The following is a 21,405-nucleotide window of genomic DNA, read 5'->3' on the forward strand; positions in this document are numbered from 1 at the left end:
ATAGCAAGGCCTCATGGGCGCTTCTGTAGTCGCGCACCGCATCTTCCAAAGCCATCGATGGTAGCGACTCGGCGAGCCGGAATTGTCCGATTCGGGCGTCGGATGGATGCACGCTACGATCCCGCCATGCCACCCGCTTCCGCCGCACCTCCTGCCCTGCCGCTCGACGCCGAAGGCATCCTCGCGCTCGCCGCGCGTTCGATGTTCCACCTGTTCTCCAGCATCAGCCAGGGCATGTTCCTGGTCGACCGGGGCGGGCGCATCGTCTGGGTCAACGAGGGCTACCGGCGCTTCCTGCCGGCGCTCGGTTTCTCGTCGATCGACCAGTTCCTGGGCCATCTGGTCGAGGACGTGATCCCGAACACGCAGATGCGCCGCGTGCTCGACACCGGCGAGCCGATCCTGATCGACCTGCTGACCAACAAGGCCGGCACGTTCGTGGTCAGCCGCATCCCGCTGCGCGAGGAGCGCGAGGGCGATGCCGGCGCGACGCCCGGCGAGGTGATCGGCGCCATCGGCATCGTGCTGTTCGACCATCCCGAGACCACGCTGCAGCCGCTGATCAGCAAGTTCGCGCTGCTGCAGCGCGACCTCGACGATGCCCGCCGCGAGCTCGCGAGCCAGCGCGCCAATCCGCTGTACCAGCAGTCGGCCGACGGGCAGCGGCGTTCCAAATACACCTTCGCCAGCTTCATCGGCAGCAGCCCGGCGGCGGTCGAGGTCAAGCGCCACGCACGGCGCGCGGCGCAGTCGTCGAGCCCGGTGCTGCTGCTCGGCGAGACCGGCACCGGCAAGGAGCTGCTGGCCCACGCGATCCATGCCGCCTCGGCCCGTGCCGGCGGCATGTTCGTCAGCGTCAACATCGCGGCCGTGCCCGACACCCTGCTGGAGGCCGAGTTCTTCGGCGTCGCGCCCGGTGCCTTCACCGGCGCCGACCGCAAGGCGCGCGAGGGCAAGTTCAAGCTGGCCGACGGCGGCACGCTGTTCCTCGACGAGATCGGCGACATGCCGCTGGGCCTGCAGGCCAAGCTGCTGCGCGCGCTGCAGGAGGGCGAGATCGAGCCACTGGGCTCGAACAAGCTGGTGCCCTTCGATGCCCGGGTGATCGCTGCGACCTCGCGCGACCTCGCTGCGCTGGTCAGGGATGGGCGTTTTCGCGAAGACCTGTACTACCGCCTCAACGTGCTGCCGGTGCGCGTGCCGCCGCTGCGCGAGCGCCGGGCCGACATCCCCGCGCTGGTCGAGGCGCTGGGCGAGGACATGGCGCTGCGCAGCGGCGAGGCGCCGCCCGAGCTCACGCCCGACGCGCTGGCGCTGCTGGCCGCGCAGCACTGGCGCGGCAATATCCGCGAACTGCGCAATGTGCTCGAGCAGGTGACCATGCGCAGCGATTCGCAGCGCATCGACGCCGCCCAGCTGGAGCGCATCCTGCGCGAGGCCGGGCAGGAAAAGATCGCCGCGCCCGAGCCGCTGCCGAGCGCCGCCCCCGACTCGGCCGAAGGCGCGGCGCTGCTGCGGCCGCTGGCCCAGCAGGTGGCCGAGCTCGAACGCCGGGCGATCGCCGCCGCCATGGCCGCGACCGGCGGCAACAAGCTCGCGACCTCGCGGCTGCTGGGCATCTCGCGCGCGACCCTCTACGAACGTCTGGAAAACCCTGAATAGAAAACATGCAATCGCCTGAAATTCAGACAATCCTTTTGTCCTGATTCCGGGCGTTCCGGAGGAAAACCAAGGGAAAGTCCTTTGTTTTCAAGGCGATGGCGGCTGGCACGAACTGTGCAATATTCAGCCATCACCTTCAGGAGACAAAGAATGCAACGTCGCTACCTCGTCGCGCTGGCCACCCTGGCTGCCGCAGGTGCCCTGGCCGCTCCGGCCTGGGCCCAGTCCAACGAGATCAAGATCGCCCACGTCTACAGCAAGACCGGTCCGCTGGAAGCCTACGGCAAGCAGACCCAGACCGGCCTGATGATGGGCCTGGACTACGCGACCGGCGGCACGATGACCGTCAACGGCAAGAAGATCGTCGTCATCGAAAAGGACGACCAGGGCAAGCCCGACCTCGGCAAGTCGCTGCTGGCCGCGGCCTACGCCGACGACAAGGCGGCGCTGGCGGTCGGCCCGACCTCCTCGGGCGTGGCGCTGGCGATGCTGCCGGTGGCCGAGGAATACAAGAAGATCCTGCTGGTCGAGCCGGCGGTGGCCGACTCGATCACCGGCGACAAGTGGAACAAGTACATCTTCCGCACCGGCCGCAACAGCTCGCAGGACGCGATCTCGAACGCGGTGGCGATCGACAAGCCCGGCGTCACGGTCGCCACGCTGGCGCAGGACAACGCCTTCGGCCGCGACGGTGTGAAGGCTTTCGGCAGCGCGCTGAAGAAGGCCAAGCTGGTCCATGAGGAATACCTGCCGCCGGCGACCACGGACTTCACCGCGGGTGCGCAGCGCTTGATCGACAAGCTCAAGGACCAGCCGGGCCGCAAGGTCATCTGGATCGTCTGGGCCGGCGCCGGCAATCCGTTCAAGATCGTCGACCTCGACCTCAAGCGCTACGGCATCGAGATCGCCACCGGCGGCAACATCCTGCCCGCCATGGCGGCCTACAAGGCGCTGCCGGGCATGGAAGGCGCGGCCTACTACTACTTCGGAATTCCGAAGAACCCGGTCAACGAGGCGATGGTCTCGATGCACTACAAGGAATTCAAGACGCCGCCGGACTTCTTCACGGCCGGCGGCTTCTCGGCCGCGATGGCGATCGTGACGGCGCTCAAGAAGACCGGCGGCGACACCGGCACCAACAAGCTGATCACGGCGATGGAAGGCATGAGCTTCGACACGCCCAAGGGCAAGATGACCTTCCGCAAGGAAGACCACCAGGCGATGCAGTCGATGTACCACTTCAAGATCAAGGTCGACCCGGCCTTCGCGTGGGGCGTGCCTGAACTGGTGCACGAGATCAAGCCCGAAGAGATGGACATTCCCATCAAAAACAAACGCTGACCCCCAGGTTGCCCGGCACTTCGTGTCCGGGCGCCCACCCCCTTTCAGGGGGCGACACCAGCGGCCCGGCAAAGCCGGTTCCGCGGTGTTCCACCAACACGGCCTGGCTGCGCCGGCCGGCTCAAGCCATGCTCGAAACCAAAGATCTCACCATCCGCTTCGGCGGACACGTGGCGGTGAATGCTGTCTCCTGCGCGTTCGCGCCGGGCACGCTGACCGCGATCGTCGGTCCCAACGGGGCCGGCAAGACCACGTACTTCAACCTGATCTCGGGCCAGCTCAAGGCGTCCGAGGGCACGGTGTCGCTCGACGGCCAGCTGCTGTCGGGTCTGCCGGCCTCGGCGCGCACGCGGGCCGGGCTCGGGCGGGCCTTCCAGTTGACGAACCTGTTCCCGAACCTCACGGTGCTCGAGAACGTGCGGCTCGCGGTGCAGGCGACGCGCGAGGGCGCGCACCGGCGCGGCCTCAACCTGTGGAGCATCTGGAGCGACCACCGCGCCTTGACCGAGCGCGCCGACCAGATCCTGGCCGACGTGGCGCTCAAGGCCAAGGAGCACGCGACCGTGGCCAGCCTGCCGCACGGCGACCAGCGCAAGCTCGAAGTGGCGCTGCTGATGGCGCTCGAACCCAAGGTCTTCATGTTCGACGAACCGACCGCGGGCATGAACGCGGCCGAGGCGCCGGTGATCCTCGACCTGATCCGCAAGCTCAAGCAGGACAAGCGCAAGACCATCCTGCTGGTCGAGCACAAGATGGACGTGGTGCGCGAACTGGCCGACCGCATCATCGTGCTGCACAACGGGCAGCTGGTGGCCGATGGCGAGCCGGCCGAGGTGATCGCCTCGCCGATCGTCCAGGAAGCCTATCTGGGCGTCGCGAAGGAGGCCTCCGCATGAACGCGAATCTTCTCGAGATGAAGGACGTGCACACGCACATCGGTGCCTACCACATCCTGCACGGCGTCGACCTGGCCGTCCCGCGCGGCCAGCTCACGATGCTGCTGGGTCGCAACGGCGCCGGCAAGACCACCACGCTGCGCACGCTGATGGGCCTTTGGCATGCCTCGCAGGGCAGCGTGCGCTTCGGGGACAAGGACATCACCGCCTTGCACACGCCGCAGATCGCCGAGCTCGGCATCGCCTACGTGCCCGAGAACATGGGCATCTTCTCGGACCTCACGGTCAAGGAGAACATGCTGCTCGCCGCTCGCAAGGCGAAGAACGCCGAGCAGATGGACGACGCGCGGCTGAAGTGGATCTTCAAGCTGTTCCCCGCGGTCGAGAAGTTCTGGAACCACCCGGCCGGCAAGCTCTCGGGCGGGCAGAAGCAGATGCTGGCCGTGTCGCGCGCGATCGTCGAGCCGCGCGAGCTGCTGGTGGTCGACGAGCCCAGCAAGGGGCTGGCGCCGGCCATCATCAACAACATGATCGATGCCTTCGGCGAGTTGAAGCGCAGCGGCGTGACGATCCTGCTGGTCGAGCAGAACATCAGCTTCGCGCAGCGCCTGGGCGACAAGGTGGCCGTGATGGACAACGGCCGCGTGGTGCACAGCGGCAGCATGGCCGCGTTCTCGGCCGACGAACAACTGCAGCAATCCCTGCTGGGACTCGCGCTATGAAAAACTCCGACTTCGACTGGAAGCCGCTCCTGCTGGTGCCGGTGCTCGCGCTGGTGGCGCTGCCGCTCACGGGCTCGGTCTCGACCTGGCTCACGCTGACGGTCGCCGGGCTGGCGATGGGCATGATCATCTTCATCATCGCGTCGGGTCTGACGCTGATCTTCGGGCTCATGGACGTGCTCAATTTCGGCCACGGCGTGTTCATCGCGCTCGGCGCCTTCGTGGCCAGCAGCGTGCTCGGCCTGATGGGTGACTGGACCGGCTCGGGCGAACTGTGGCGCAACCTGGTGGCCGTGTTCCCCGCCATGCTGGTCGCCATGCTGGTGGCCGGCGCAGTCGGCCTGGCCTTCGAGCGCTTCATCGTGCGGCCGGTGTACGGCCAGCACCTGAAGCAGATCCTGATCACGATGGGCGGCATGATCATCGGCGAGGAGCTGATCAAGGTCATCTGGGGCCCGGCGCAGATCCCGCTGCCGCTGCCCGAAGCCCTGCGCGGCTCGCTCCTGGTCGGCGACGCCGCGATCAGCAAGTACCGCATCCTCGCGGTGGTCATCGGCCTCTTCGTCTTCGGCCTGCTGGCCTGGACCCTGGGCCGCACCAAGATCGGCCTCTTGATCCGCGCCGGCGTGCAGGACCGCGAGATGGTCGAGTCGCTGGGCTACCGCATCGGGCGCCTGTTCGTCGGCGTCTTCGTGGTCGGCAGTGCGCTGGCCGGCCTGGGCGGCGTGATGTGGGGCCTGTTCCAGCAGAACCTGATCCCGCAGATGGGCGCGCAGGTCAACGTGCTGATCTTCATCGTGATCATCATCGGCGGGCTCGGCTCGACCGCCGGCGCGCTGATCGGTGCCTTGCTGGTCGGGCTGATGACCAACTACATCGGCTTCATCGTGCCCACCCTGACGCAGTTCGCGAGCATCTTCCTGATGGTGGCCGTGCTGCTGTGGCGTCCGCAGGGCGTCTATCCGGTCGCCAACCGCTGAAGGGAAACCGATGCTCTCCCGACTTCTTTCCAACGACCTGCCGCGCAGCCGCCTGCTGGCGCTGCTGCTCGCGGCCCTGGTGCTGGCCCTGGCCTTCGCACCCTTCCTGTTCCCGGGTGTCAAGGCGCTCAGCGTGGCGGCCAAGATCCTGGTCTTCATCGTGCTGGTCGCGAGCTTCGACCTGCTGCTGGGCTACACCGGGATCGTCAGCTTCGCGCACACCATGTTCTTCGGCATCGGCGCCTACGGCATCGCGATCTCGGCCAGCCGCCTGGGCGCCAACTGGGGCGCGGTGGCGGTCGGCCTCGGGGCCGCGCTGGCGATCTCGCTGGTGCTGTCGCTCGCGATCGGGCTGTTCTCGCTGCGGGTGCGGGCGATCTTCTTCGCCATGATCACGCTGGCCGTGGCCTCGGCCTTCCAGACCCTGGCCTCGCAGATGTCGGACTTCACGGGCGGCGAGGACGGCCTGACCTTCAAGCTGCCGGAGCTGATCTCGCCGAGCTTCGAGTTCGCCGAGGAGCCCTTCCTCGGCGTCTCGCTGGACGGCCGGCTGCTGTGCTACTACCTGCTCTTCGTGGCCACGGTGGTGCTGGTGCTGGCGCTGCTGCGGATCGTGAATTCGCCCTTCGGCCGGGTGCTGCAGGCCATCCGCGAGAACGAGTTCCGCGCCGAGGCGATCGGCTACCGCGTGGTGGTCTACCGCACCACGGCCTCGGTGCTGTCGGCGCTTTTCGCGACCCTGGCCGGCGCGATGCTGGCGATCTGGCTGCGCTACAACGGGCCCGACACCTCGCTCAGCTTCGAGATCATGGTCGACGTGCTGCTGATCGTGGTGATCGGCGGCATGGGCACGGTCTACGGGGCGGTGGTGGGCGCGGTGCTGTTCGTGATCGCCCAGAGCTACCTGCAGGACCTGCTGCGCATCGCCAGCGAGGCCGCGAGCGGCATCGGCTGGCTCGCCGCGCTGCTGTCGCCGGACCGCTGGCTCTTGTGGCTCGGCGTGCTGTTCGTTCTGTCCGTCTATTACTTCCCGACCGGCATCGTCGGCCGCCTGCGCGCGAGGGCCATGAAATGAACGCTCCGAGCTCGAACTACCTCCAACTCGCCGGCCGCGAAGTCCATTGGCTCGACTGGGGCCCGCGCGACGGCCCGGTGGTGGTGGCCTGGCATGGCCTGGCGCGCACCTGCCGCGACATGGACGAGCTGGCCGTGCATTTCGCCGGGCGCGGCTTCCGCGTGATCTGCCCCGACACCATCGGTCGCGGACTGAGCCAGTGGAGCCCGGCGCCGGACCAGGAATACCAGTTGTCCTTCTACGGCCGGCTCGCGCTCGAATTGTTCGACGCGTTGAAGCTCACCCGTGTCCACTGGATCGGCACCTCGATGGGCGGCGCCATCGGCATGGTCTGCGCCTCGGGCCTGCTCGAGCCGACGATGAAGCCGCGCATCGCGAGCCTGGTGCTCAACGACAACGCGCCGCAGATCGCCGCCGCTGCGGTCGAGCGCATCCGCTCGTATGCGGGCCAGCCGCCGGCGTTCGACACGGTGGTCGAGCTCGAGCAGTTCTTCCGCACCGTCTACAAGCCCTATGGCTGGCTGAGCGACGCCCAATGGCGCCGGCTGACCGAGAGTTCGACCCGCCGCCTGGCCGATGGCCGCGTCACGCCGCACTACGACCCGGCGATGGTGCGGCAGTTCGAGGCCCACCCGGACGACTATCTGATGTGGCCGCACTACGACGCGATCGAGGCGCCGGTGCTGTGCCTGCGCGGCGTCGACTCCGACCTGGTGCTGCCCGAGACGCTGGCGCAGATGCGCACCCGCGGCCCGGGCGCCGCCGGCCGCCTGCAGGTCATTGAGGTGCCGGGCTGCGGCCACGCGCCGGCGCTCAACGTCCCCGAGCATCTGCTGCCGATCGAGGCCTTCGTGCGCGCCGCCGGCACGTGAAGCGCGGCGGGCCGACAATCGGCCCGCTCAATCAATTCGGAGACTTCATCCATGGCGCTCTCGTTCTACGACATCTCGGTCCCGGTTTTCGTGCGCGGACTCGGTCAGCTCTCGCATGTGCTCGACAAGGGGCTGGCCCATGCGCAGGCCGGCGGCACCGAGCCGGCGGCCCTGTTCGATGCGCGGCTCGCGCCCGACATGTTCACCTTGGCCGGGCAGGTGCAGAGCGCCAGCGACGCCGCCAAGCTCGGCACGGCCCGCATCGCCGGCATCACGGCGCCGAGCTTCCCCGACACCGAAGCCAGCTACCCGGAGCTGCAGGCGCGGGTGGCCAGGACGATCGAATTCCTGAACGGCGTGGACCGGGCGCAGGTCGATGGCGCCGAGGCGCGCGAGATCGTGATGAAGGTGCGCGGCAACGAGCTCAAGTTCACGGCCGAGCGCTATCTGCTGCAGTTCGCGCTGCCGAACTTCTTCTTCCACATCACGACCGCGTATGGCGTCTTGCGCCACAGCGGCGTGCCGGTCGGCAAGCTCGACTACCTCGGCAGGTTCTGAGCCCCGGCGCGGGTCGGCCAGCCTTGCAGGTGGCGCTCGGCGATGCCACTGAGCGCCGTGATCCAGGCCGGACTGTCGTTCAGGCAGGGGATGTAGTGGAACGCCTTGCCGCCCGCTTGCAGGAAGGCCTCGCGGCCTTCCATCGCGATCTCTTCCAGCGTCTCCAGGCAATCCGCCGGAAAGCCGGGGCACATCACGTCGACCCTTGAAACGCCCGCTGCGCCGAGTTCGCGCAGTGTCGGCTCGGTGTAGGGCTCGAGCCACTTCGCGCGGCCGAAGCGCGACTGGAAGGTCACGCGGTATTGCGCCGCCGTGAGCGCGAGCCGCTCGGCCAGCAGCCGTGCGGTGGCCAGGCACTGCTGCTGGTACGGATCGCCGAGCCGGATGTTGCGCTCGGGGATGCCGTGGAAGCTCATCACGAGCTGGTCGCCGCGGCCGTTGCGCTGCCAGTGCTGTTGCACGCTCTGCGCCAGGGCGTCGATGTAGAGCGGGTCGTCGTGGTAGTCGTTGACGAAGCGGATCTCGGGCAGCCGCCGCACCCGCGCGCTCCACGCGTTGACCGCGTCGATCACGCTGGCGGTGGTGGTGGCCGAGTATTGGGGGTAGGCCTGCAGCACCAGCACCCGGGCCGCGCCTTCGGCCTGGAGTTCGTCCAGCCGGGCCGCGACCGAGGGCTGGCCGTAGCGCATGGCATCGCGCACCGTCAGGCGATGGCCGCGCTCCCCGAGCCAGCCGGCCAGCAGCACCGCCTGCTTGCGGGTCCAGACCTTGAGCGGCGACCCCTCGGGCGTCCAGATGCTGGCGTACTTGGCGGCCGACCTGGCCGGCCGGGTCCGCAGGATGATGCCGTGCAGGATCAGCGCCCAGAGCAGGCGCGGGATCTCGACCACGCGCGGATCGCCGAGGAAGTCCGCCAGGTACGGGCGCAGCGCCTTGGCGGTCGGCGCGTCGGGGGAGCCGAGGTTGCACCAGAGCACCGCGGTGCGCTCCGGGGTCATGGGGGCGGCGGGCGGTTCGTCTCGAAAGGGCATGCGATATTCTCGGTCATGGCCATCGCGACCCCCGACCCCCTTGCCCTCGACGTCCGGCGCATCGGCGCCATCTCGCTCGACCTGGACGATACCTTGTGGCCGATCTGGCCGACCATCGAACGCGCCGAGCGCGTGCTGCACGAGTGGCTGCTGCGCGAGGCGCCGAAGACCGCCGAACTGCTGCTGACGCCGGGCGTGCTGCGCGAGTTGCGCGAAGCCACCGGCCGGGAGCGCTCCGACCTCGCGCACGACCTGAGCGCGCTGCGCCGCGAGTCGATTCGCGGCGCGCTGCGGCGCGCCGGCGAAGACCCGGCGCTGGCCGAGCCGGCCTTCGAGGCCTTCTTCGAAGAGCGCCAGCGCGTCACGCTCTACGACGATGCGCTGCCGGCGCTCAAGTGGCTCAGCGAACGCTATCCGCTGGTGGCGGTCTCCAACGGCAATGCCGACGTCCATCGCACCGGTGTCGGACGCTGGTTCCGCACCGCCTTCAATGCGCGCGAGTTCGGCAGCGGCAAGCCGCATGCGCCGATCTTCCGCGCCGCCGCGGCGTCGGTCGGCTTGCTGCCCAAGGACATGCTCCATGTCGGCGACGATCCCGCGCTCGACGTGGTGGGCGCGCTGGACGCGGGCATGCAGGCCGCCTGGCTGGTGCGCGAGGAGCGGCCCTGGGAGCACGGCGCGCGGCCCCAGCTGATCGTGCCGAACCTGCACGCGCTGTGCATGGCGCTCGACACGGCCCGCGATTGAGCCGATCCGCTGCGGTCAGCGTGGCCCGGTGATCGCGCGCACCAGGCCGTCGCTCACGGGCGCCTGGGTGTTGAGGTTCTTGATCATGCCCAGCGCGTTGCTGCTGGCATCGATCACGGTCCGGTTCACGATGTGCTGGTTGTCCAGCGTGTTCTGGATCACGGTGCCCGAGCTTCCGGCCTGCTGCGGCAGGAAGCTGTTCCCGGGGCCGATCTGGATCAGGTTGATGGCCGCCATCTGCTTGCTGAGCTGCGCCGCCTGGGCCGCGCTCAGGTTGTTCAGCTGCCCGAAGTTGAGGGTGGTCTGCGTCACCAGGTCGCCGTTGACGTAGGTGGCGCGTGAGATGCCGAAGGTCACCATCAGGCCGTTGCCGGTGTCGAAGCCGCCACGCAGACTGTCGAGGGTGCTGTCGCCCACCGCCATCCATGTCTCGTTGTGCCGCTGCGCCGGGTCGGCCACGCCGTCGGCCCAGGCGGCGCAGGCGCCCACGAGCACCGACACGGCGAGCATCGTTCGCATCACCGACAGGGCACGTGCGCGGCGCATCAGAAGTCTCCGGGGCCGAGCTTCGGCAGCGAGAGGTCTGTGATGCCGTTGCGGGCCATGCCCGTGTCCATCGGTGGCCGCGGCGCGGCGCGCCAGTCGGCGGCAACGTTGAAACGTGCCGATTCCATGCGGTTGTGGATGACGAACAGCAGGCCGTTCTGCCACTTGCTCTCGAACACCTTGCGCGGCATGGCGCGCGTCCCCAGGGCGGGGTCGCCCAGCAGCACCCGGTCGTCCTGCACGCCCTTGACGACCACGAAGTGGTGGTAGCCGTCGGAATTGATCAGCACGATGGCCGGGACGCGGGCCTCGTTGAGCTTGTCCAGCGGCTGCTTGAAGCCGTCGGCCTGGAAGCCCTGGGCCTCGAGAAAGCGTTTCATGTCGAGCAGCGAGAAGCCTTCGGTGCGGATCTTGGCCTGGTCGCCATGCTCGTACATCTGCTGGAACACGGTCTGCTCGGTGACCGGAAAGCCGTAGTGGTGGGTGAGCAGCGTGGCGACTGCGGCCGAGCCGCAGCTGAAGTCGTATTTCTGGATCAGCGTGCGTCCCGTGCGGGACGCCTTCAGGGAAGTCAGCGGCAGCACCACGTCGCCCATGGCGATCGAGGGCATGTAGGCGCCGTCGGCGACGGCCAGATCGGCCGTCGCCAACAACGCGATGCAGAGCAACAGCCGACGCATGATGGAACGCCCTTCAGTTCATCTGCAGATTGAGGATCGTGGCGTTCTGGATCAGCACGTTGGCGCCGCTGTTCTGGATCACCGTCGGCAGCCCGCTCATGTTGGCGAACGAGCCGGCGCTGATGTTGTTGTCGCCTGTCGTGACGTTGCGTGCCGAGTTGTTGGCCGTGACGCCGCGCAGGGTCATGTCGTTGTTCACGACCTCGGCGCCACCGCGGGTGCGTGCCAGCGTGTCGGCGTCGACCGGTTGGGCGACGAAGGCCACGCTGTGGGTCCCGGCGCCGGTGGCGTCGGGTTCCGGCTGCGTGCGCTGCGCCGCCGCTGTCGCCGGCAGCATGATCCCGAGCGCCAGGCAAATGGGCCCGAGGCGGGTGATGGATGTCATCGTGTCTCCCTTCGGCCTGTGGTGAGGGCGGGCCGCTCCGCGCCGCGCGCCCGGTGACCCGGGACGCGCGGCGGTGATCGGTCCCGCGCTTCGATCAGCGACCCACGGACAGGTTGGCCTGCACGTTCACGCTTTGTTGCACCAGCGAGGACAAGCCACTGTTCTGGTTCGCGAGCATGACACCGGCGGCGCTCTGCCCGACGCTGGTCATCGTGTTCGACATGTTGAACGTGCCTGCATCGACGGTGATCGTCCCGCCGCCACCACCGGAGCCACCTTGGCCCACGCCACCGGTACCGCCTGCGGCGGTGTTGGTTCCACCATTGCCGCCGGTGCCACTGCCGCCGGTGCCGCTGCCGCCGTTGCCACCATTTCCGGCCGTGTTGTTGCCGTTGCTGGCGCTGCCATTGGTGGCGCTGCCGTTGGTGCTCGAGCCGCCGTTGCCGCCGGTGCCGTTGCCGGCCGTGCGGGTGCCGCCGGAGGTGCTGGTGGCCGTGCCGCCTGCGCCGCCTGCGCCGCCTGCGCCGCCTGCGCCCGTGGCACCGCTACCGCCGCCTGCGCCGGCCGTGCTGGTCCCGGAGCCCGCACCGCCTGCGCCGCTCGCGCCGCCCGCACCGGCCGTGCCACTGGTACCGCCTGCGCCGCCCGAACCGCCTGCGCCGCCGGCGCCCAGGGTGCCATCACCACCGGAACCGCCCGAGCCGCCGGAGGTGTTGCCGGTGCTGCCACCGCCGCCGCCGCCGCCGCTGCGGCCGCCCAGACCTGCGGCCAGGCTGCCGCTGCTGCCGCCGCGACCGCTGTCGCCGCTGGCGCCACCGCGTCCGCCATCGCCGCCGCTGGAGACGGCCCTGCCGCTTTCGCTGGAACCGCTGGCGCTGCCACCGGAGCCGCGACCGCCGTTGCCGGCGTCACCAGCACCGCCGTTGGTGGCGCTGCCATGGGTGATCGAGCCGTTGGAGGCAGTGCCGCCCACTGCGCCGACGGCGCCGTTGCCGACGCCACCGTTGCCGCTCGCGCCGCTTCCGGAGGCGGTGCCGCCAGCACCACGACCACCGGTGCCGCCATAGCCCTTGCCGCCCGCAGCAGAGCCGTTGTTGGTGGCCTGATTGCCGATGCCCCAGATGCCGTTGTTCGACACCGTGCCATTCAGCTCGCTGCTTGCCGTGGCCGTCGTCTTGTTGAAGTTGAAGGCGTTGTCGAAGGTGCCGGTGGAACCGTTGTTCAGCGCCGCGGATCGCGCCGCGCTGCTCACGGCGTCGCCGTTGGTACTGCTGTCGGTGCGCGTGTGCGTGCTGCTGTCAGTGCGGGTGCGCTGGCTGCTGTCGGTACGCGAATAGGTACTGCTGTCGCTGTAGTTGACGTTGACGTTGGTATCGGCGCCGGCACCCGATGGGCCGGCCGTCTGCTGCGCGAACGCGGCGCCACCAAATCCAAACGCTACAGCAATGGCTGAAGCCAGAAGTGACTTTTTCATGAACCCTCCAGTAAGTTGAACGGACAAGGCTTGACTTGATATGCGGCCGCAAATCGGAGGGGCCATGTGCAACTTCGGTGCCAGCAATTTACGGCTTGTTTCGCGCGGGCTCTCTGCCAGAGGCGAGGGCCCGCTTCGAACGCATTTCGCAGGGCCCGCGACCCGGGTCGCCAGGGCTGCGCGCTCAGCGAATGAGCACTCGACTTGTCACACTCCCTTGACGGCCGTTCGGTCTAGCGGCGGGGGCGTGCGCCGAGCGGTCCGACAACCCCCGGACCGGCTCCGGCGTGGGCTCGCCGTGCATTTCGTCACGCGTGTGTGACAGTCGATGGCGTCGAAGCAAGGCCTTGCTCGAAGGGCGCTCCTGTGGCGGTGAGGCCAGGCTTGGCGCCGCGCGCCGCGCAGGCGCCGACGACGGTCCGGATCGAAGTGCCACAAATCTGAGACAGCGCCCAAATCCGCTACAAATTGCTTACCTTTGTTTTCAACTTGTAGCTTGGTGTACTTGTTCTTTACGATTAGGCTGGCACGCGAATCGCTCGCAACAAGAAGCCAAGAGAGGGGACACCATGGAGACCTTCGGTCCGCACAGGGCGCTGGCATTGCTGGCCTGTTCGTCACTGGCATGGTCAGGTGCTCTCGCTCAGAGCCAGAGTGGCTCCTCGACCCGCAATGCGGCCAAGCGCCTGGAGGCGCTGCAGCAGCAGGTCAAGGACCAGGGCCGACAGATCGATGCACTGAAGGAGCAGGCCGACCAGCAGGAGGCCCGCTACCGTGAACTGCAGCAGCGGCTCGAGACCCAGGAGGCGCGCGGCGCGCCGGCCCCCGACGCCACCCGGACCGCAACCCGCAAGCCGGCCGCGGAGGGCGAGGTGGCCGACGCCGGCGCGAGGCCGGTGCAGGTCGGCGTCGCCCCCAGCGACGACACGCCCCAGCCGCCGCAATATGCACAGCTGTTCGACGAACCCGGCGTGCTCACGCCCAAGGGCAAGTTCGTCTTCGAGCCTTCGCTCTATTACGGCTATTCGTCCAGCAACCGCGCTTCGCTGGTGGGCTACACCGTGATCCCGGCCCTGCTGATCGGGCTGATCGACGTGCGCGAATTCAAGCGCAACACCTTCATCGGCACCTTGACCGGCCGCTGGGGCGCGACCAATCGGCTCGAGTTCGAAGCCAAGCTGCCCTACGTCTCGCGTTCGGACGACACGATCAGCCGCGAAATCTTCACCGGCTCGGCGTTCGACAACGTCTTCAACACCAAGGGCAAGGGCATCGGCGATGCCGAATTCGCGGCCCGCTACCAGATCACCGACGGCAAGGACGGCAAGCCCTACGTGATCGGCGGCTTGCGCTTCAAGTCCCGCACCGGCAAGGACCCCTTCGAGGTGGTCACCGACTGCGTGACGCGCTGCATCGGCAACACCAGCGGCACCGGCCTGCCGCTCGACCTGGCGACCGGCTCGGGCTTCTATTCGCTGCAGCCGGGCATCACCTGGCTGCTGCCCTCGGATCCCGCGGTGTTCTTCGGCGGCCTCAACTTCACCTACAACTTCTCCCGCAGCGGCATCAGCCGGCTGGTGCTCAACGGAGAGACCGAATTCATCGGCGACGTCAAGCCCGGCAACGTGTGGGGCTTGAACTTCGGCATGGGCCTGTCCATCAACGACCGTTCGTCCTTCAGCCTCGGCATGGAGCTGTATTCGATCGGTCCCACCGAGCAGAACGGCCAGCGCGTGATCGGCTCGGTGCGCACGCAACTGGCTTCGCTGCTGCTGGGCTACTCGTACCGCTACAGCCCCAAGACCACCTTGAACGTGACCGTGGGCGCAGGGCTGACGCGCGACACGCCCGACCTCCAGCTGACTGTCCGCGTGCCGATGTCGTTCTAGCGCGGCTGGGTGGTCACATGCAGCAACCAGGCAGCATTCTTTGCGTGACGCTCGGCGGCCATTCGGTCCGGGTGGCGGAGCAACTGCTCGCGCGTGGCTGGGACCTGGCCCAGGCGAGCGACCTGGCCGGTGCCGGCCGTCTGCAGGCGCATCGCAGCTTCATGCTCGGCCTGCTGGTGGTGGGGGCCGAATCGAGCGTGCCCGAGACGGCGGTGGAGGCCTGCATCGGCGCCTCGGGCGGCAGCGAGTGGGTGGTGGTGTGCGAGCCCCAGGCGCTGGAGTCGCCGGCCTTCCGTGACCTGGTCCTCGGGAGCTTTTTCGATCACCAGCTGATGCCCTTCGACCTGAACGAACTGGAGCTGGTGCTCGGCCACGCGACCCAGCGCGCCATCCTGCGGCAGCGCCACGACGCCGCCCGCCGGCATGCGGTGGATGCGCTCGGCATGGTCGGGCAGGGGCCCGCCATCACCCGCTTGCGCGACCAGATCCGCAAGGTCGCCGCCACCGAGGCGCCGGTGCTGATCGGCGGCGAAAGCGGCAGCGGCAAGGAGCTGGCGGCGCGCGCGATCCATCAGTGCTCGCACCGCTCGGCCGGGTCCTTCGTGGCCGTGAACTGCGGCGCGATATCGCCGTCGCTGATCCAGTCCGAACTGTTCGGCCACGAGCGCGGCGCCTTCACCGGCGCATCGTCGGAGCGCCGCGGGCTGATCGAAGCGGCCAGTGGCGGCACCATCTTCCTCGACGAGATCGGCGACCTGCCGATCGAACTGCAGACCAACCTGCTGCGCTTCCTGCAGGAGAAGACGATCAGCCGCGTGGGCGGCGTGCGCAACATCCATGTCGACGTGCGGGTGGTGGCCGCGTCGCACGTGGACCTGGCCGAAGCGGTCGCCGTCGGGCAGTTCCGGGAGGATCTGTTCTATCGGCTGAACGTGCTGTCGATCGACGTCGCGCCGCTGCGCCGGCGGATGGAGGACGTGCCGATCCTGGCCGAGTATTTCTTCCAGCGCTGCGTCGCCAAGAGCCGCACGCGGGTGCGCGGATTCAGCCGCCAGGCGCTGGCCGCGATGCTCGCCCACGGCTGGCCCGGCAACGTCCGGGAGCTGTTCAACCGGGTGCAGCGCGCGGTCGTCATGACCGACCGGCGCCTGATCGGGCCCACCGACCTGGGCCTGCAGGCGGTAGAGAACGTGGCCGGCATGGGGCTCGACCTGGCGCGAACGGCGGCCGAGCGCGACGTGATCTGCCTGACCCTGACGCGCGTCGGACGCAACATCACGCATGCCGCGCGCGAACTGGGGGTCTCGCGCATGACCTTGTACCGGCTGATGGAAAAGCACGGCATCGCGCTCGAATCGGAGTCGCGGCTCCACGTGGCCCCGGCCTGGCCGGAGCCGGCGCCGGTGATTCGATCGACGCCCTCGCCGCGGGTCGGCGATCCGCTCGAGGCCATGATGAAGGCGCCGGCCGCCGGCTTCCGCGCCGATTGGGCGGGTGCCGGCAAGCCGGCGGGGCGGGCTTAGGGCGTGAACACGCCCTGGTCGAGCATGCGCACGGCGTCGATGGCGCTGCGCACCGCGCCTTCGAGCGTGGCCGGATAGGCGCCATCCACATAGTCGCCGCAGGCCAGCAGGCCCGGCGCCAGCGCCTGCCGCGGACGGACCAGCCCCGGCACGCAGGCGAAGGTGGCGCGCCGCTCGACCACCGTCAGCACCGGCTCCAGGTCGACCAGGCCGAGCTGCTCGCGGGCCTGCGCCAGCACCTGCCGCTGCAGCTGTTCGCGGTCTGCACGGCTGGCACTGATCACGCAGGCGAGCAGGCCGCGCGGACCGCCGAGCTGGCCGCGATCGAAGACGAACTGCGCCGGCGCGTCCTCGCGGCTGCGCAGGGCGAGCATCGGCGCCGGCAGCGCGGCGTCGCCGTGCAGGTAGACGGTGGCGATGGCTTCGTGCGACAGCGCCTCGGCCGCGGCCGCCCAATCGGGCGCCGCGCCGGCCGCCAGCCGTGCCGCTTCCCAGGGCGGGCAGGCCAGCACCACGCGATCGAAGGGCTCGCCGTCGAGCTGCCAGCCGGCGCCGTGGCGCGCCAGCGAGCGCACCCGGCGGCCGGTCTCGGTGCGGGCGCCGTGCTGCCGCAGCCAGCGATCGGCGGCGTCGGGGAACAGCGCGCCGAGGTCGACCCGCGGCAGCAGCAGCTGCGAGCCGCCGGGCGTGTCGAACAGGGCGTCGGCCAGCACCCGCAGGAACACCCGGCCGCTGGCCTCGGCCGGCGGCGTGTTCAGGGCCGACAGGCACAGCGGCTCGGTGAGCTCGGCCTGCACGCGCGGCGTCAGGGTGGCGCACAGGTCGGCCACCGTGGCCGTGTCGGCGCAGGCGAAGCCTTGCCGCTGCCAGCGGGTCGAAGTCTGCAGCAGCGACAGCTTGTCGCGCCACGACCAGCCGCGCGCCGCCAGCACCCCGGCCAGCACGTCGAGCGGTGCCAGGCGGCGTGTCGCCCGGTCGAGCCAGTGCGGCAGCCGCGGCAGCGAAAGGCCTCCGCCATCCGGAAAGCGCAGCACCAGCGGGATCCGCTGCAGGGCCGCGCCGGCATCGACGCCGACCCGCGCCATCAGCGCCAGGGTCTCGGTGTAGGCGCCGATCAGGATGTGCTGGCCGTTGTCGAGCAGGAGCGGGGTGCCGTCGGGCAGCGTCGCCGGCAGCGCCCGCGCCCGCCCGCCCCATTGGCGCGCGGCCTCGAAGACCGTGACCGCATGGCCGGCCCGCACCGCCTCGACCGCGCAGGCCATGCCGGCCCAGCCGCCACCGACGACCGCCACAGTGCTCAAGTCACAGCTTCCCGAGTGCCTGGACCCGCCACGCCAGCCACAGCTTGCGCACCGGCGTCAGGCTCACGCGCTGGTCGAGCACCTTGAAGCCGTCGCGCGCGATCTCCTCGAGCAGGGTGCGATAGATGCTGGCCATCATCAGCCCGGGCTTCTGGGTTCGCCGGTCGGTCGCGGGCAGCAGCGCCAGGGCCTCGTCGTACGCTTCCAGCGCCCGGCCGGCCTGGAACTTCATGAGCGCCACGAAGCGCTCGGAGTGGACCCGGTTCAGGATCTCGTGGGCCTTGACGTCGAACTGCTGCAGCTCGTTGACCGGCAGGTAGATGCGCCCGCGCAGCGCGTCTTCGCCGACGTCGCGGATGATGTTGGTCAGCTGCAGCGCCAGGCCCAGCTTGTGGGCGTACTCGGTGGTCTGCGCATCGGTCTGGCCGAAGATGCGGGCCGCGCCTTCGCCGACCACGCCCGCCACCAGGTGGCAGTAGCGGCGCAGCGCCGGGAAGTCGAGATAGCGGGTCTGGTCGAGGTCCATCTGGCAGCCCTCGATCACCTGCTGCAGCTGGCGCTCCTCGATGCCGTAGGCGGCGGCGTGCGGCATCAGGGCCTGCATCACCGGATGGTGCGGCTGGCCGGCGAAGGACTGGGCGACCTCGCTGCGCCACCAGGCCAGCTTGGTCGCCGCGACGCCGGGGTCGCTGACCTCGTCGACCACGTCGTCGACCTCGCGGCAGAAGGCATAGAAAGCCGTGATCGCCGCGCGGCGCGGTTTCGGGAGAAACAGGAAAGCGTAGTAAAAGCTGCTGCCCGACGCAGCGGCCTTGTCCTGGACGTACTGCTCGGGGGTCATCGTGCGGGACTCTTCATGCGGCCGATTGTCTCCGCATCCGCAAGGCCCGCCAGGCCAGCAGCGCCGCGTCGCCGCGGCCGAGGGTCGGTCGGGCCGAGAAGCTGTCGCAGCCCAGGGCCTCGATCTTGTCGAGGATGCGGCTGCCGCCCTGGACCACGAAGCGCAGCTCCCAGCCGGCGCGCCCGGGCAGCCGGTGCACCAGCGGCGCGCCTTCCTGCATCAGCCCGCGGGCCCAGGCCACCTCGCTCGCCACCAGCGCGATGGCGGCGGACGGCGGCGCGGTCGTCGCCAGCGGCGCGAAACGGTCGAAATCGCCGTCCGCGAGCCCGTGGACGCGACAGTCCTCGCGCGGCAGGTAGCGGCGCCCGCGCGGCAGGTCGACGCTCAGGTCCTGCCAGAAGTTGATCAGCTGCAGCGCGCTGCAGATGGCGTCGCTCTGCGCCAGCGAGCGCCCGTCGGTGACGCCGTACAGATGCAGCAGCAGGCGCCCGATCGGGTTGGCCGAGCGGCGGCAGTAGTCCAGCAGCTCCGCGCGGTCGGCATAGCCGGCGCGATCGCGGGTCTTCTCGATGTCCTGCACGAAGGCCGACAGCAGGTCCGCCAACAGCTTCTCCGGCAGCGCGAACGCGCGCATGGCGAAGGCCAGGGGGCCGAACACCTCGGGCCAGCGGCCGGCGGGCGCTGCACCCTGCGCGGCGGCCGCCAGGTCGGCGCGGAAATGGCGCAGGGCCTCCAGCCGTTCGGCCGGGGCGGCATCGCCTTCGTCGGCGATGTCGTCCGCGGTGCGGGCGAAGGCGTAGATGGCCGCGATCGGCGGGCGCAGCCGCGGCGGGCAGAGCCAGGAGGCGACGGGGAAGTTCTCGTAGTGCGTGGGCGCGGCTGCGAGCGGGGGAGGGGAGAGGGATGACACGCAGCGGATTGTCCCGCAGGCTACGATCGGAGCGCCCACGAATCCCCCCGCCCATGCCCACATCGACGCCGCAGACGAATCTCGCCCACCCTGCGCCGCCGCGGCTGCCGCTGGTCATGGTCGCCGCCCTCGGGGTGGTCTTCGGCGACATCGGCACCTCGCCGCTCTATGCCTTCAAGGAGACGATGAACCCGGCGCATGGCGTGCCGTTCACGCCCGGCTCGGTGCTCGGGCTGCTGTCGCTGATCTTCTGGGGCCTGATGTTCGTCGTCACGCTGAAGTACGTGGTGTTCGTGCTGCGCGCCGACCACGACGGCGAAGGCGGCATCCTGGCGCTGCAGGCGCTGGCGGCCGGCGCGGTGTCCAGGCCGCCGCCGGCCCGGCGCTGGCTGGTGCAGGCCATCGGCGGGCTGGGCCTGGTGGGGGCCGCCACCTTCTATGGCGACAGCCTGATCACGCCCGCCATCTCGGTCCTGTCGGCGGTCGAGGGCCTGGAAGTCGAGGCGCCGGGGCTGCAGCCTTTCGTGATCCCGATCACGGTCTCGATCCTGATCGCCTTCTTCGCGGTCCAGCGCAAGGGCACCGGCGTGGTCGGCAACATCTTCGGGCCCGTGATGCTGCTGTGGTTCGTCCTGATCGCGCTGGCGGGCCTGTGGCAGGTGCTGCAGCAGCCGCAGGTGCTGGCGGCGCTCGACCCGCGGCATGCGATGGGCTTCCTGCTGCACCACCGGGCCCAGTCGCTGGCGGTGCTGGGCGCGGTGTTCCTGGCCTTCACCGGCGGCGAGGCGCTCTATGCCGACATGGGGCATTTCGGCGCCCGGCCGATCCGGCTGGCGTGGCTTTTCATCGCCTTGCCCGCGCTGGCCCTGAACTATTTCGGCCAGGGCGCGCTGGTGCTGGGCAATCCGGGCGCCATCGACAACCCGTTCTTCCGCCTTTTCCCGTCCTGGGGCGTGCTGCCGATGGTGGTGCTGGCCGCGATGGCCACCGTGATCGCTTCGCAGGCGGTGATTTCCGGCGCCTTCTCGATCACGGCGCAGGCCATGCGCATGGGCTACCTGCCGCGCATGCAGGTGGTCCAGACCTCCGGCCTGGCCATCGGGCAGATCTACGTGCCGACCATCAACTGGCTGCTGATGGCCGGCGTGCTGCTGCTGGTGATCGGCTTTCGCAGTTCGAGCGCGCTGTCGGCTGCCTACGGGATCGCGGTGTCGATCACGATGGTGACCACCACGCTGCTGACCGGCGTGGTGGCTTGGCGCCTCTGGCGCTGGAACCGGGTGGCGGTGCTGGCCGGGGTGCTGCTGTTCGCGCTGGTCGACCTCACCTTCGTCACGGCCAACAGCCTGAAGATCCTGCAGGGCGGCTGGCTCACGCTGGCCGTGGCGGTGGGGGTGATGCTCTTGTTCACGACCTGGGGCAAGGGCCGCCGGCTCGGGCTGGCCGCCGCGGAGGCCGAGCGGCTGCCGCTGGAGCCCTTCGTGCGCTCGCTGGAGGCCCACATGCCGCACCGGGTCCGCGGCACGGCGGTGTTTCTCAATCCCGATGCCGACTCGGTCCCGCACGCCTTGCTGCACAACCTCAAGCACAACCAGGTGCTGCACGAACAGGCGATCGTGCTGCGGGTGCTGCCCTGCAACACGCCGCGGGTCGACGCCGGCGAGCGGATCGAGGCCGCGTCGCTGGGCAGCGGCGTCTGGGTCGTCACCGCCCGCCACGGGTACGTGGAACGCCCCGACGTGCCCGAGTTCATCCGCATCCTGGCCTACCAGAAGGGCCTGGCCTGCGACTCGATGACGACCTCGTACTTCGTCTCGCGGGCCTCGGTCGTCGACGCCCACCTGCCGGGCATGAACCCCGTGCGCCGGGCCCTGTTCCGCTGGCTGCAGCGCAACGCGGGCCGGGCGTCGGACTATTTCGAGCTGCCGGGCAACCGGCTGGTGGAGATGGGGCAGCGGGCGTAGGCGGGCGC

The 21,405-nt window shown here is 69.5% G+C and carries 20 protein-coding genes; 12 read left to right on the forward strand and 8 right to left on the reverse strand.

Annotation, left to right across the window (positions count from 1 at the left end; translation table 11 throughout):
- Positions 1-126: 126 nt before the first annotated feature.
- The 8 genes from QTI33_RS02575 (at position 127) to QTI33_RS02610 (ending at position 8,106) form a co-directional block, all read left to right on the forward strand.
- Positions 127-1,662 carry a sigma-54 interaction domain-containing protein gene (locus QTI33_RS02575; protein ID WP_286504188.1) on the forward strand — a complete coding sequence of 512 codons (1,536 nt, stop codon included), beginning with the start codon at positions 127-129 and terminating at the stop codon, positions 1,660-1,662.
- 150 nt (positions 1,663-1,812) lie between these two features.
- The gene (locus QTI33_RS02580) at positions 1,813-3,003 is read left to right on the forward strand and encodes a substrate-binding domain-containing protein (protein WP_286504189.1); all 1,191 of its coding nucleotides are present in this window, start codon (positions 1,813-1,815) and stop codon (positions 3,001-3,003) included.
- Between the two features lie 128 nt (positions 3,004-3,131).
- The gene (locus QTI33_RS02585) at positions 3,132-3,899 is read left to right on the forward strand and encodes an ABC transporter ATP-binding protein (RefSeq protein ID WP_286504190.1); all 768 of its coding nucleotides are present in this window, start codon (positions 3,132-3,134) and stop codon (positions 3,897-3,899) included.
- Complete coding sequence (locus QTI33_RS02590) at positions 3,896-4,621, forward strand: ABC transporter ATP-binding protein (RefSeq protein WP_286504191.1); 726 nt, start codon at positions 3,896-3,898, stop codon at positions 4,619-4,621. The genes QTI33_RS02585 and QTI33_RS02590 overlap by 4 nt, the downstream gene beginning before the upstream one ends.
- The gene (locus QTI33_RS02595) at positions 4,618-5,601 is read left to right on the forward strand and encodes a branched-chain amino acid ABC transporter permease (protein ID WP_286504192.1); all 984 of its coding nucleotides are present in this window, start codon (positions 4,618-4,620) and stop codon (positions 5,599-5,601) included. Before QTI33_RS02590 ends, QTI33_RS02595 begins: the two co-directional genes overlap by 4 nt.
- Positions 5,602-5,611: 10 nt before the next feature.
- Complete coding sequence (locus tag QTI33_RS02600; protein ID WP_286504193.1) at positions 5,612-6,676, forward strand: branched-chain amino acid ABC transporter permease; 1,065 nt, start codon at positions 5,612-5,614, stop codon at positions 6,674-6,676.
- A complete protein-coding gene (locus tag QTI33_RS02605) occupies positions 6,673-7,548 on the forward strand; it encodes an alpha/beta fold hydrolase (RefSeq protein WP_286504194.1) in 876 nt (291 codons plus the stop codon). Before QTI33_RS02600 ends, QTI33_RS02605 begins: the two co-directional genes overlap by 4 nt.
- 51 nt (positions 7,549-7,599) lie before the next feature.
- Complete coding sequence (locus tag QTI33_RS02610) at positions 7,600-8,106, forward strand: DUF1993 domain-containing protein (protein WP_286504195.1); 507 nt, start codon at positions 7,600-7,602, stop codon at positions 8,104-8,106.
- Here QTI33_RS02610 and hemH read toward each other — a convergent pair.
- On the reverse strand, positions 8,088-9,137 hold the full coding sequence (gene hemH / locus QTI33_RS02615) for a ferrochelatase (protein WP_286504196.1): 1,050 nt from the start codon (positions 9,135-9,137) through the stop codon (positions 8,088-8,090). The genes QTI33_RS02610 and hemH overlap by 19 nt on opposite strands.
- Before the next feature lie 15 nt (positions 9,138-9,152).
- Here hemH and QTI33_RS02620 point away from each other — a divergent pair, with 15 nt between their 5' ends.
- Positions 9,153-9,884: an HAD family hydrolase gene (locus tag QTI33_RS02620; RefSeq protein ID WP_286504197.1), complete on the forward strand. Its 732-nt coding sequence runs from the start codon at positions 9,153-9,155 to the stop codon at positions 9,882-9,884.
- A gap of 15 nt (positions 9,885-9,899) precedes the next feature.
- Here the strand turns inward: QTI33_RS02620 and QTI33_RS02625 are convergent, their stop codons facing one another.
- The 4 genes from QTI33_RS02625 to QTI33_RS02640 form a co-directional block, all read right to left on the reverse strand.
- Complete coding sequence (locus QTI33_RS02625; RefSeq protein WP_286504198.1) at positions 9,900-10,430, reverse strand: hypothetical protein; 531 nt, start codon at positions 10,428-10,430, stop codon at positions 9,900-9,902.
- A complete protein-coding gene (locus tag QTI33_RS02630) occupies positions 10,430-11,110 on the reverse strand; it encodes a C39 family peptidase (protein WP_444814795.1) in 681 nt (226 codons plus the stop codon). The genes QTI33_RS02625 and QTI33_RS02630 overlap by 1 nt, the downstream gene beginning before the upstream one ends.
- A 13-nt stretch (positions 11,111-11,123) precedes the next feature.
- Complete coding sequence (locus tag QTI33_RS02635; RefSeq protein WP_286504199.1) at positions 11,124-11,495, reverse strand: hypothetical protein; 372 nt, start codon at positions 11,493-11,495, stop codon at positions 11,124-11,126.
- 94 nt (positions 11,496-11,589) lie between these two features.
- A complete protein-coding gene (locus tag QTI33_RS02640; protein WP_286504200.1) occupies positions 11,590-12,969 on the reverse strand; it encodes a hypothetical protein in 1,380 nt (459 codons plus the stop codon).
- 569 nt (positions 12,970-13,538) lie between these two features.
- On the opposite strand from QTI33_RS02640, the gene QTI33_RS02645 reads away from it, so the two are divergent.
- A complete protein-coding gene (locus QTI33_RS02645) occupies positions 13,539-14,858 on the forward strand; it encodes an acetate kinase (protein ID WP_286504201.1) in 1,320 nt (439 codons plus the stop codon).
- 17 nt (positions 14,859-14,875) lie between these two features.
- The gene (locus QTI33_RS02650) at positions 14,876-16,381 is read left to right on the forward strand and encodes a sigma-54 interaction domain-containing protein (RefSeq protein WP_286504202.1); all 1,506 of its coding nucleotides are present in this window, start codon (positions 14,876-14,878) and stop codon (positions 16,379-16,381) included.
- On the opposite strand, the gene hpnE is transcribed toward QTI33_RS02650, so the two are convergent.
- The 3 genes from hpnE to hpnC are packed head-to-tail and all read right to left on the reverse strand — an operon-like array spanning position 16,378 to position 19,433.
- Positions 16,378-17,682, reverse strand: a complete 1,305-nt coding sequence (gene hpnE / locus QTI33_RS02655) for a hydroxysqualene dehydroxylase HpnE (protein WP_286504203.1) — start codon at positions 17,680-17,682, stop codon at positions 16,378-16,380. The genes QTI33_RS02650 and hpnE overlap by 4 nt on opposite strands.
- A gap of 1 nt (position 17,683) precedes the next feature.
- Positions 17,684-18,523: a presqualene diphosphate synthase HpnD gene (gene hpnD / locus QTI33_RS02660; RefSeq protein WP_286504204.1), complete on the reverse strand. Its 840-nt coding sequence runs from the start codon at positions 18,521-18,523 to the stop codon at positions 17,684-17,686.
- A 13-nt stretch (positions 18,524-18,536) separates the two neighbouring features.
- A complete protein-coding gene (gene hpnC / locus QTI33_RS02665) occupies positions 18,537-19,433 on the reverse strand; it encodes a squalene synthase HpnC (protein ID WP_286504205.1) in 897 nt (298 codons plus the stop codon).
- Between the two features lie 53 nt (positions 19,434-19,486).
- Here hpnC and QTI33_RS02670 point away from each other — a divergent pair, with 53 nt between their 5' ends.
- A complete protein-coding gene (locus QTI33_RS02670) occupies positions 19,487-21,397 on the forward strand; it encodes a potassium transporter Kup (RefSeq protein ID WP_286504206.1) in 1,911 nt (636 codons plus the stop codon).
- Positions 21,398-21,405 lie beyond the last annotated feature (8 nt).

Origin of the sequence: Variovorax davisae (assembly GCF_030316845.1) — a bacterium.
GTDB classification, from domain to species: domain Bacteria; phylum Pseudomonadota; class Gammaproteobacteria; order Burkholderiales; family Burkholderiaceae_C; genus Variovorax; species Variovorax davisae.

Excerpts from the sequence above, each read along its gene's own strand:
- QTI33_RS02580 (WP_286504189.1), top strand. The coding sequence starts at position 1,813 with ATGCAACGTCGCTACCTCGTCGCGCTGGCCACCCTGGCTGCCGCAGGT.
- hpnD (WP_286504204.1), bottom strand. The coding sequence starts at position 18,523 with ATGACCCCCGAGCAGTACGTCCAGGACAAGGCCGCTGCGTCGGGCAGC.
- QTI33_RS02625 (WP_286504198.1), bottom strand. The coding sequence starts at position 10,430 with ATGCGCCGCGCACGTGCCCTGTCGGTGATGCGAACGATGCTCGCCGTG.
- QTI33_RS02600 (WP_286504193.1), top strand. The coding sequence starts at position 5,612 with ATGCTCTCCCGACTTCTTTCCAACGACCTGCCGCGCAGCCGCCTGCTG.
- QTI33_RS02590 (WP_286504191.1), top strand. The coding sequence starts at position 3,896 with ATGAACGCGAATCTTCTCGAGATGAAGGACGTGCACACGCACATCGGT.
- QTI33_RS02610 (WP_286504195.1), top strand. The coding sequence starts at position 7,600 with ATGGCGCTCTCGTTCTACGACATCTCGGTCCCGGTTTTCGTGCGCGGA.
- QTI33_RS02595 (WP_286504192.1), top strand. The coding sequence starts at position 4,618 with ATGAAAAACTCCGACTTCGACTGGAAGCCGCTCCTGCTGGTGCCGGTG.
- QTI33_RS02650 (WP_286504202.1), top strand. The coding sequence starts at position 14,876 with ATGCAGCAACCAGGCAGCATTCTTTGCGTGACGCTCGGCGGCCATTCG.
- QTI33_RS02645 (WP_286504201.1), top strand. The coding sequence starts at position 13,539 with ATGGAGACCTTCGGTCCGCACAGGGCGCTGGCATTGCTGGCCTGTTCG.
- QTI33_RS02640 (WP_286504200.1), bottom strand. The coding sequence starts at position 12,969 with ATGAAAAAGTCACTTCTGGCTTCAGCCATTGCTGTAGCGTTTGGATTT.
- QTI33_RS02620 (WP_286504197.1), top strand. The coding sequence starts at position 9,153 with ATGGCCATCGCGACCCCCGACCCCCTTGCCCTCGACGTCCGGCGCATC.
- hemH (WP_286504196.1), bottom strand. The coding sequence starts at position 9,137 with ATGCCCTTTCGAGACGAACCGCCCGCCGCCCCCATGACCCCGGAGCGC.
- QTI33_RS02670 (WP_286504206.1), top strand. The coding sequence starts at position 19,487 with ATGCCCACATCGACGCCGCAGACGAATCTCGCCCACCCTGCGCCGCCG.
- QTI33_RS02635 (WP_286504199.1), bottom strand. The coding sequence starts at position 11,495 with ATGACATCCATCACCCGCCTCGGGCCCATTTGCCTGGCGCTCGGGATC.
- QTI33_RS02585 (WP_286504190.1), top strand. The coding sequence starts at position 3,132 with ATGCTCGAAACCAAAGATCTCACCATCCGCTTCGGCGGACACGTGGCG.
- QTI33_RS02630 (WP_444814795.1), bottom strand. The coding sequence starts at position 11,110 with ATGCGTCGGCTGTTGCTCTGCATCGCGTTGTTGGCGACGGCCGATCTG.
- QTI33_RS02605 (WP_286504194.1), top strand. The coding sequence starts at position 6,673 with ATGAACGCTCCGAGCTCGAACTACCTCCAACTCGCCGGCCGCGAAGTC.
- QTI33_RS02575 (WP_286504188.1), top strand. The coding sequence starts at position 127 with ATGCCACCCGCTTCCGCCGCACCTCCTGCCCTGCCGCTCGACGCCGAA.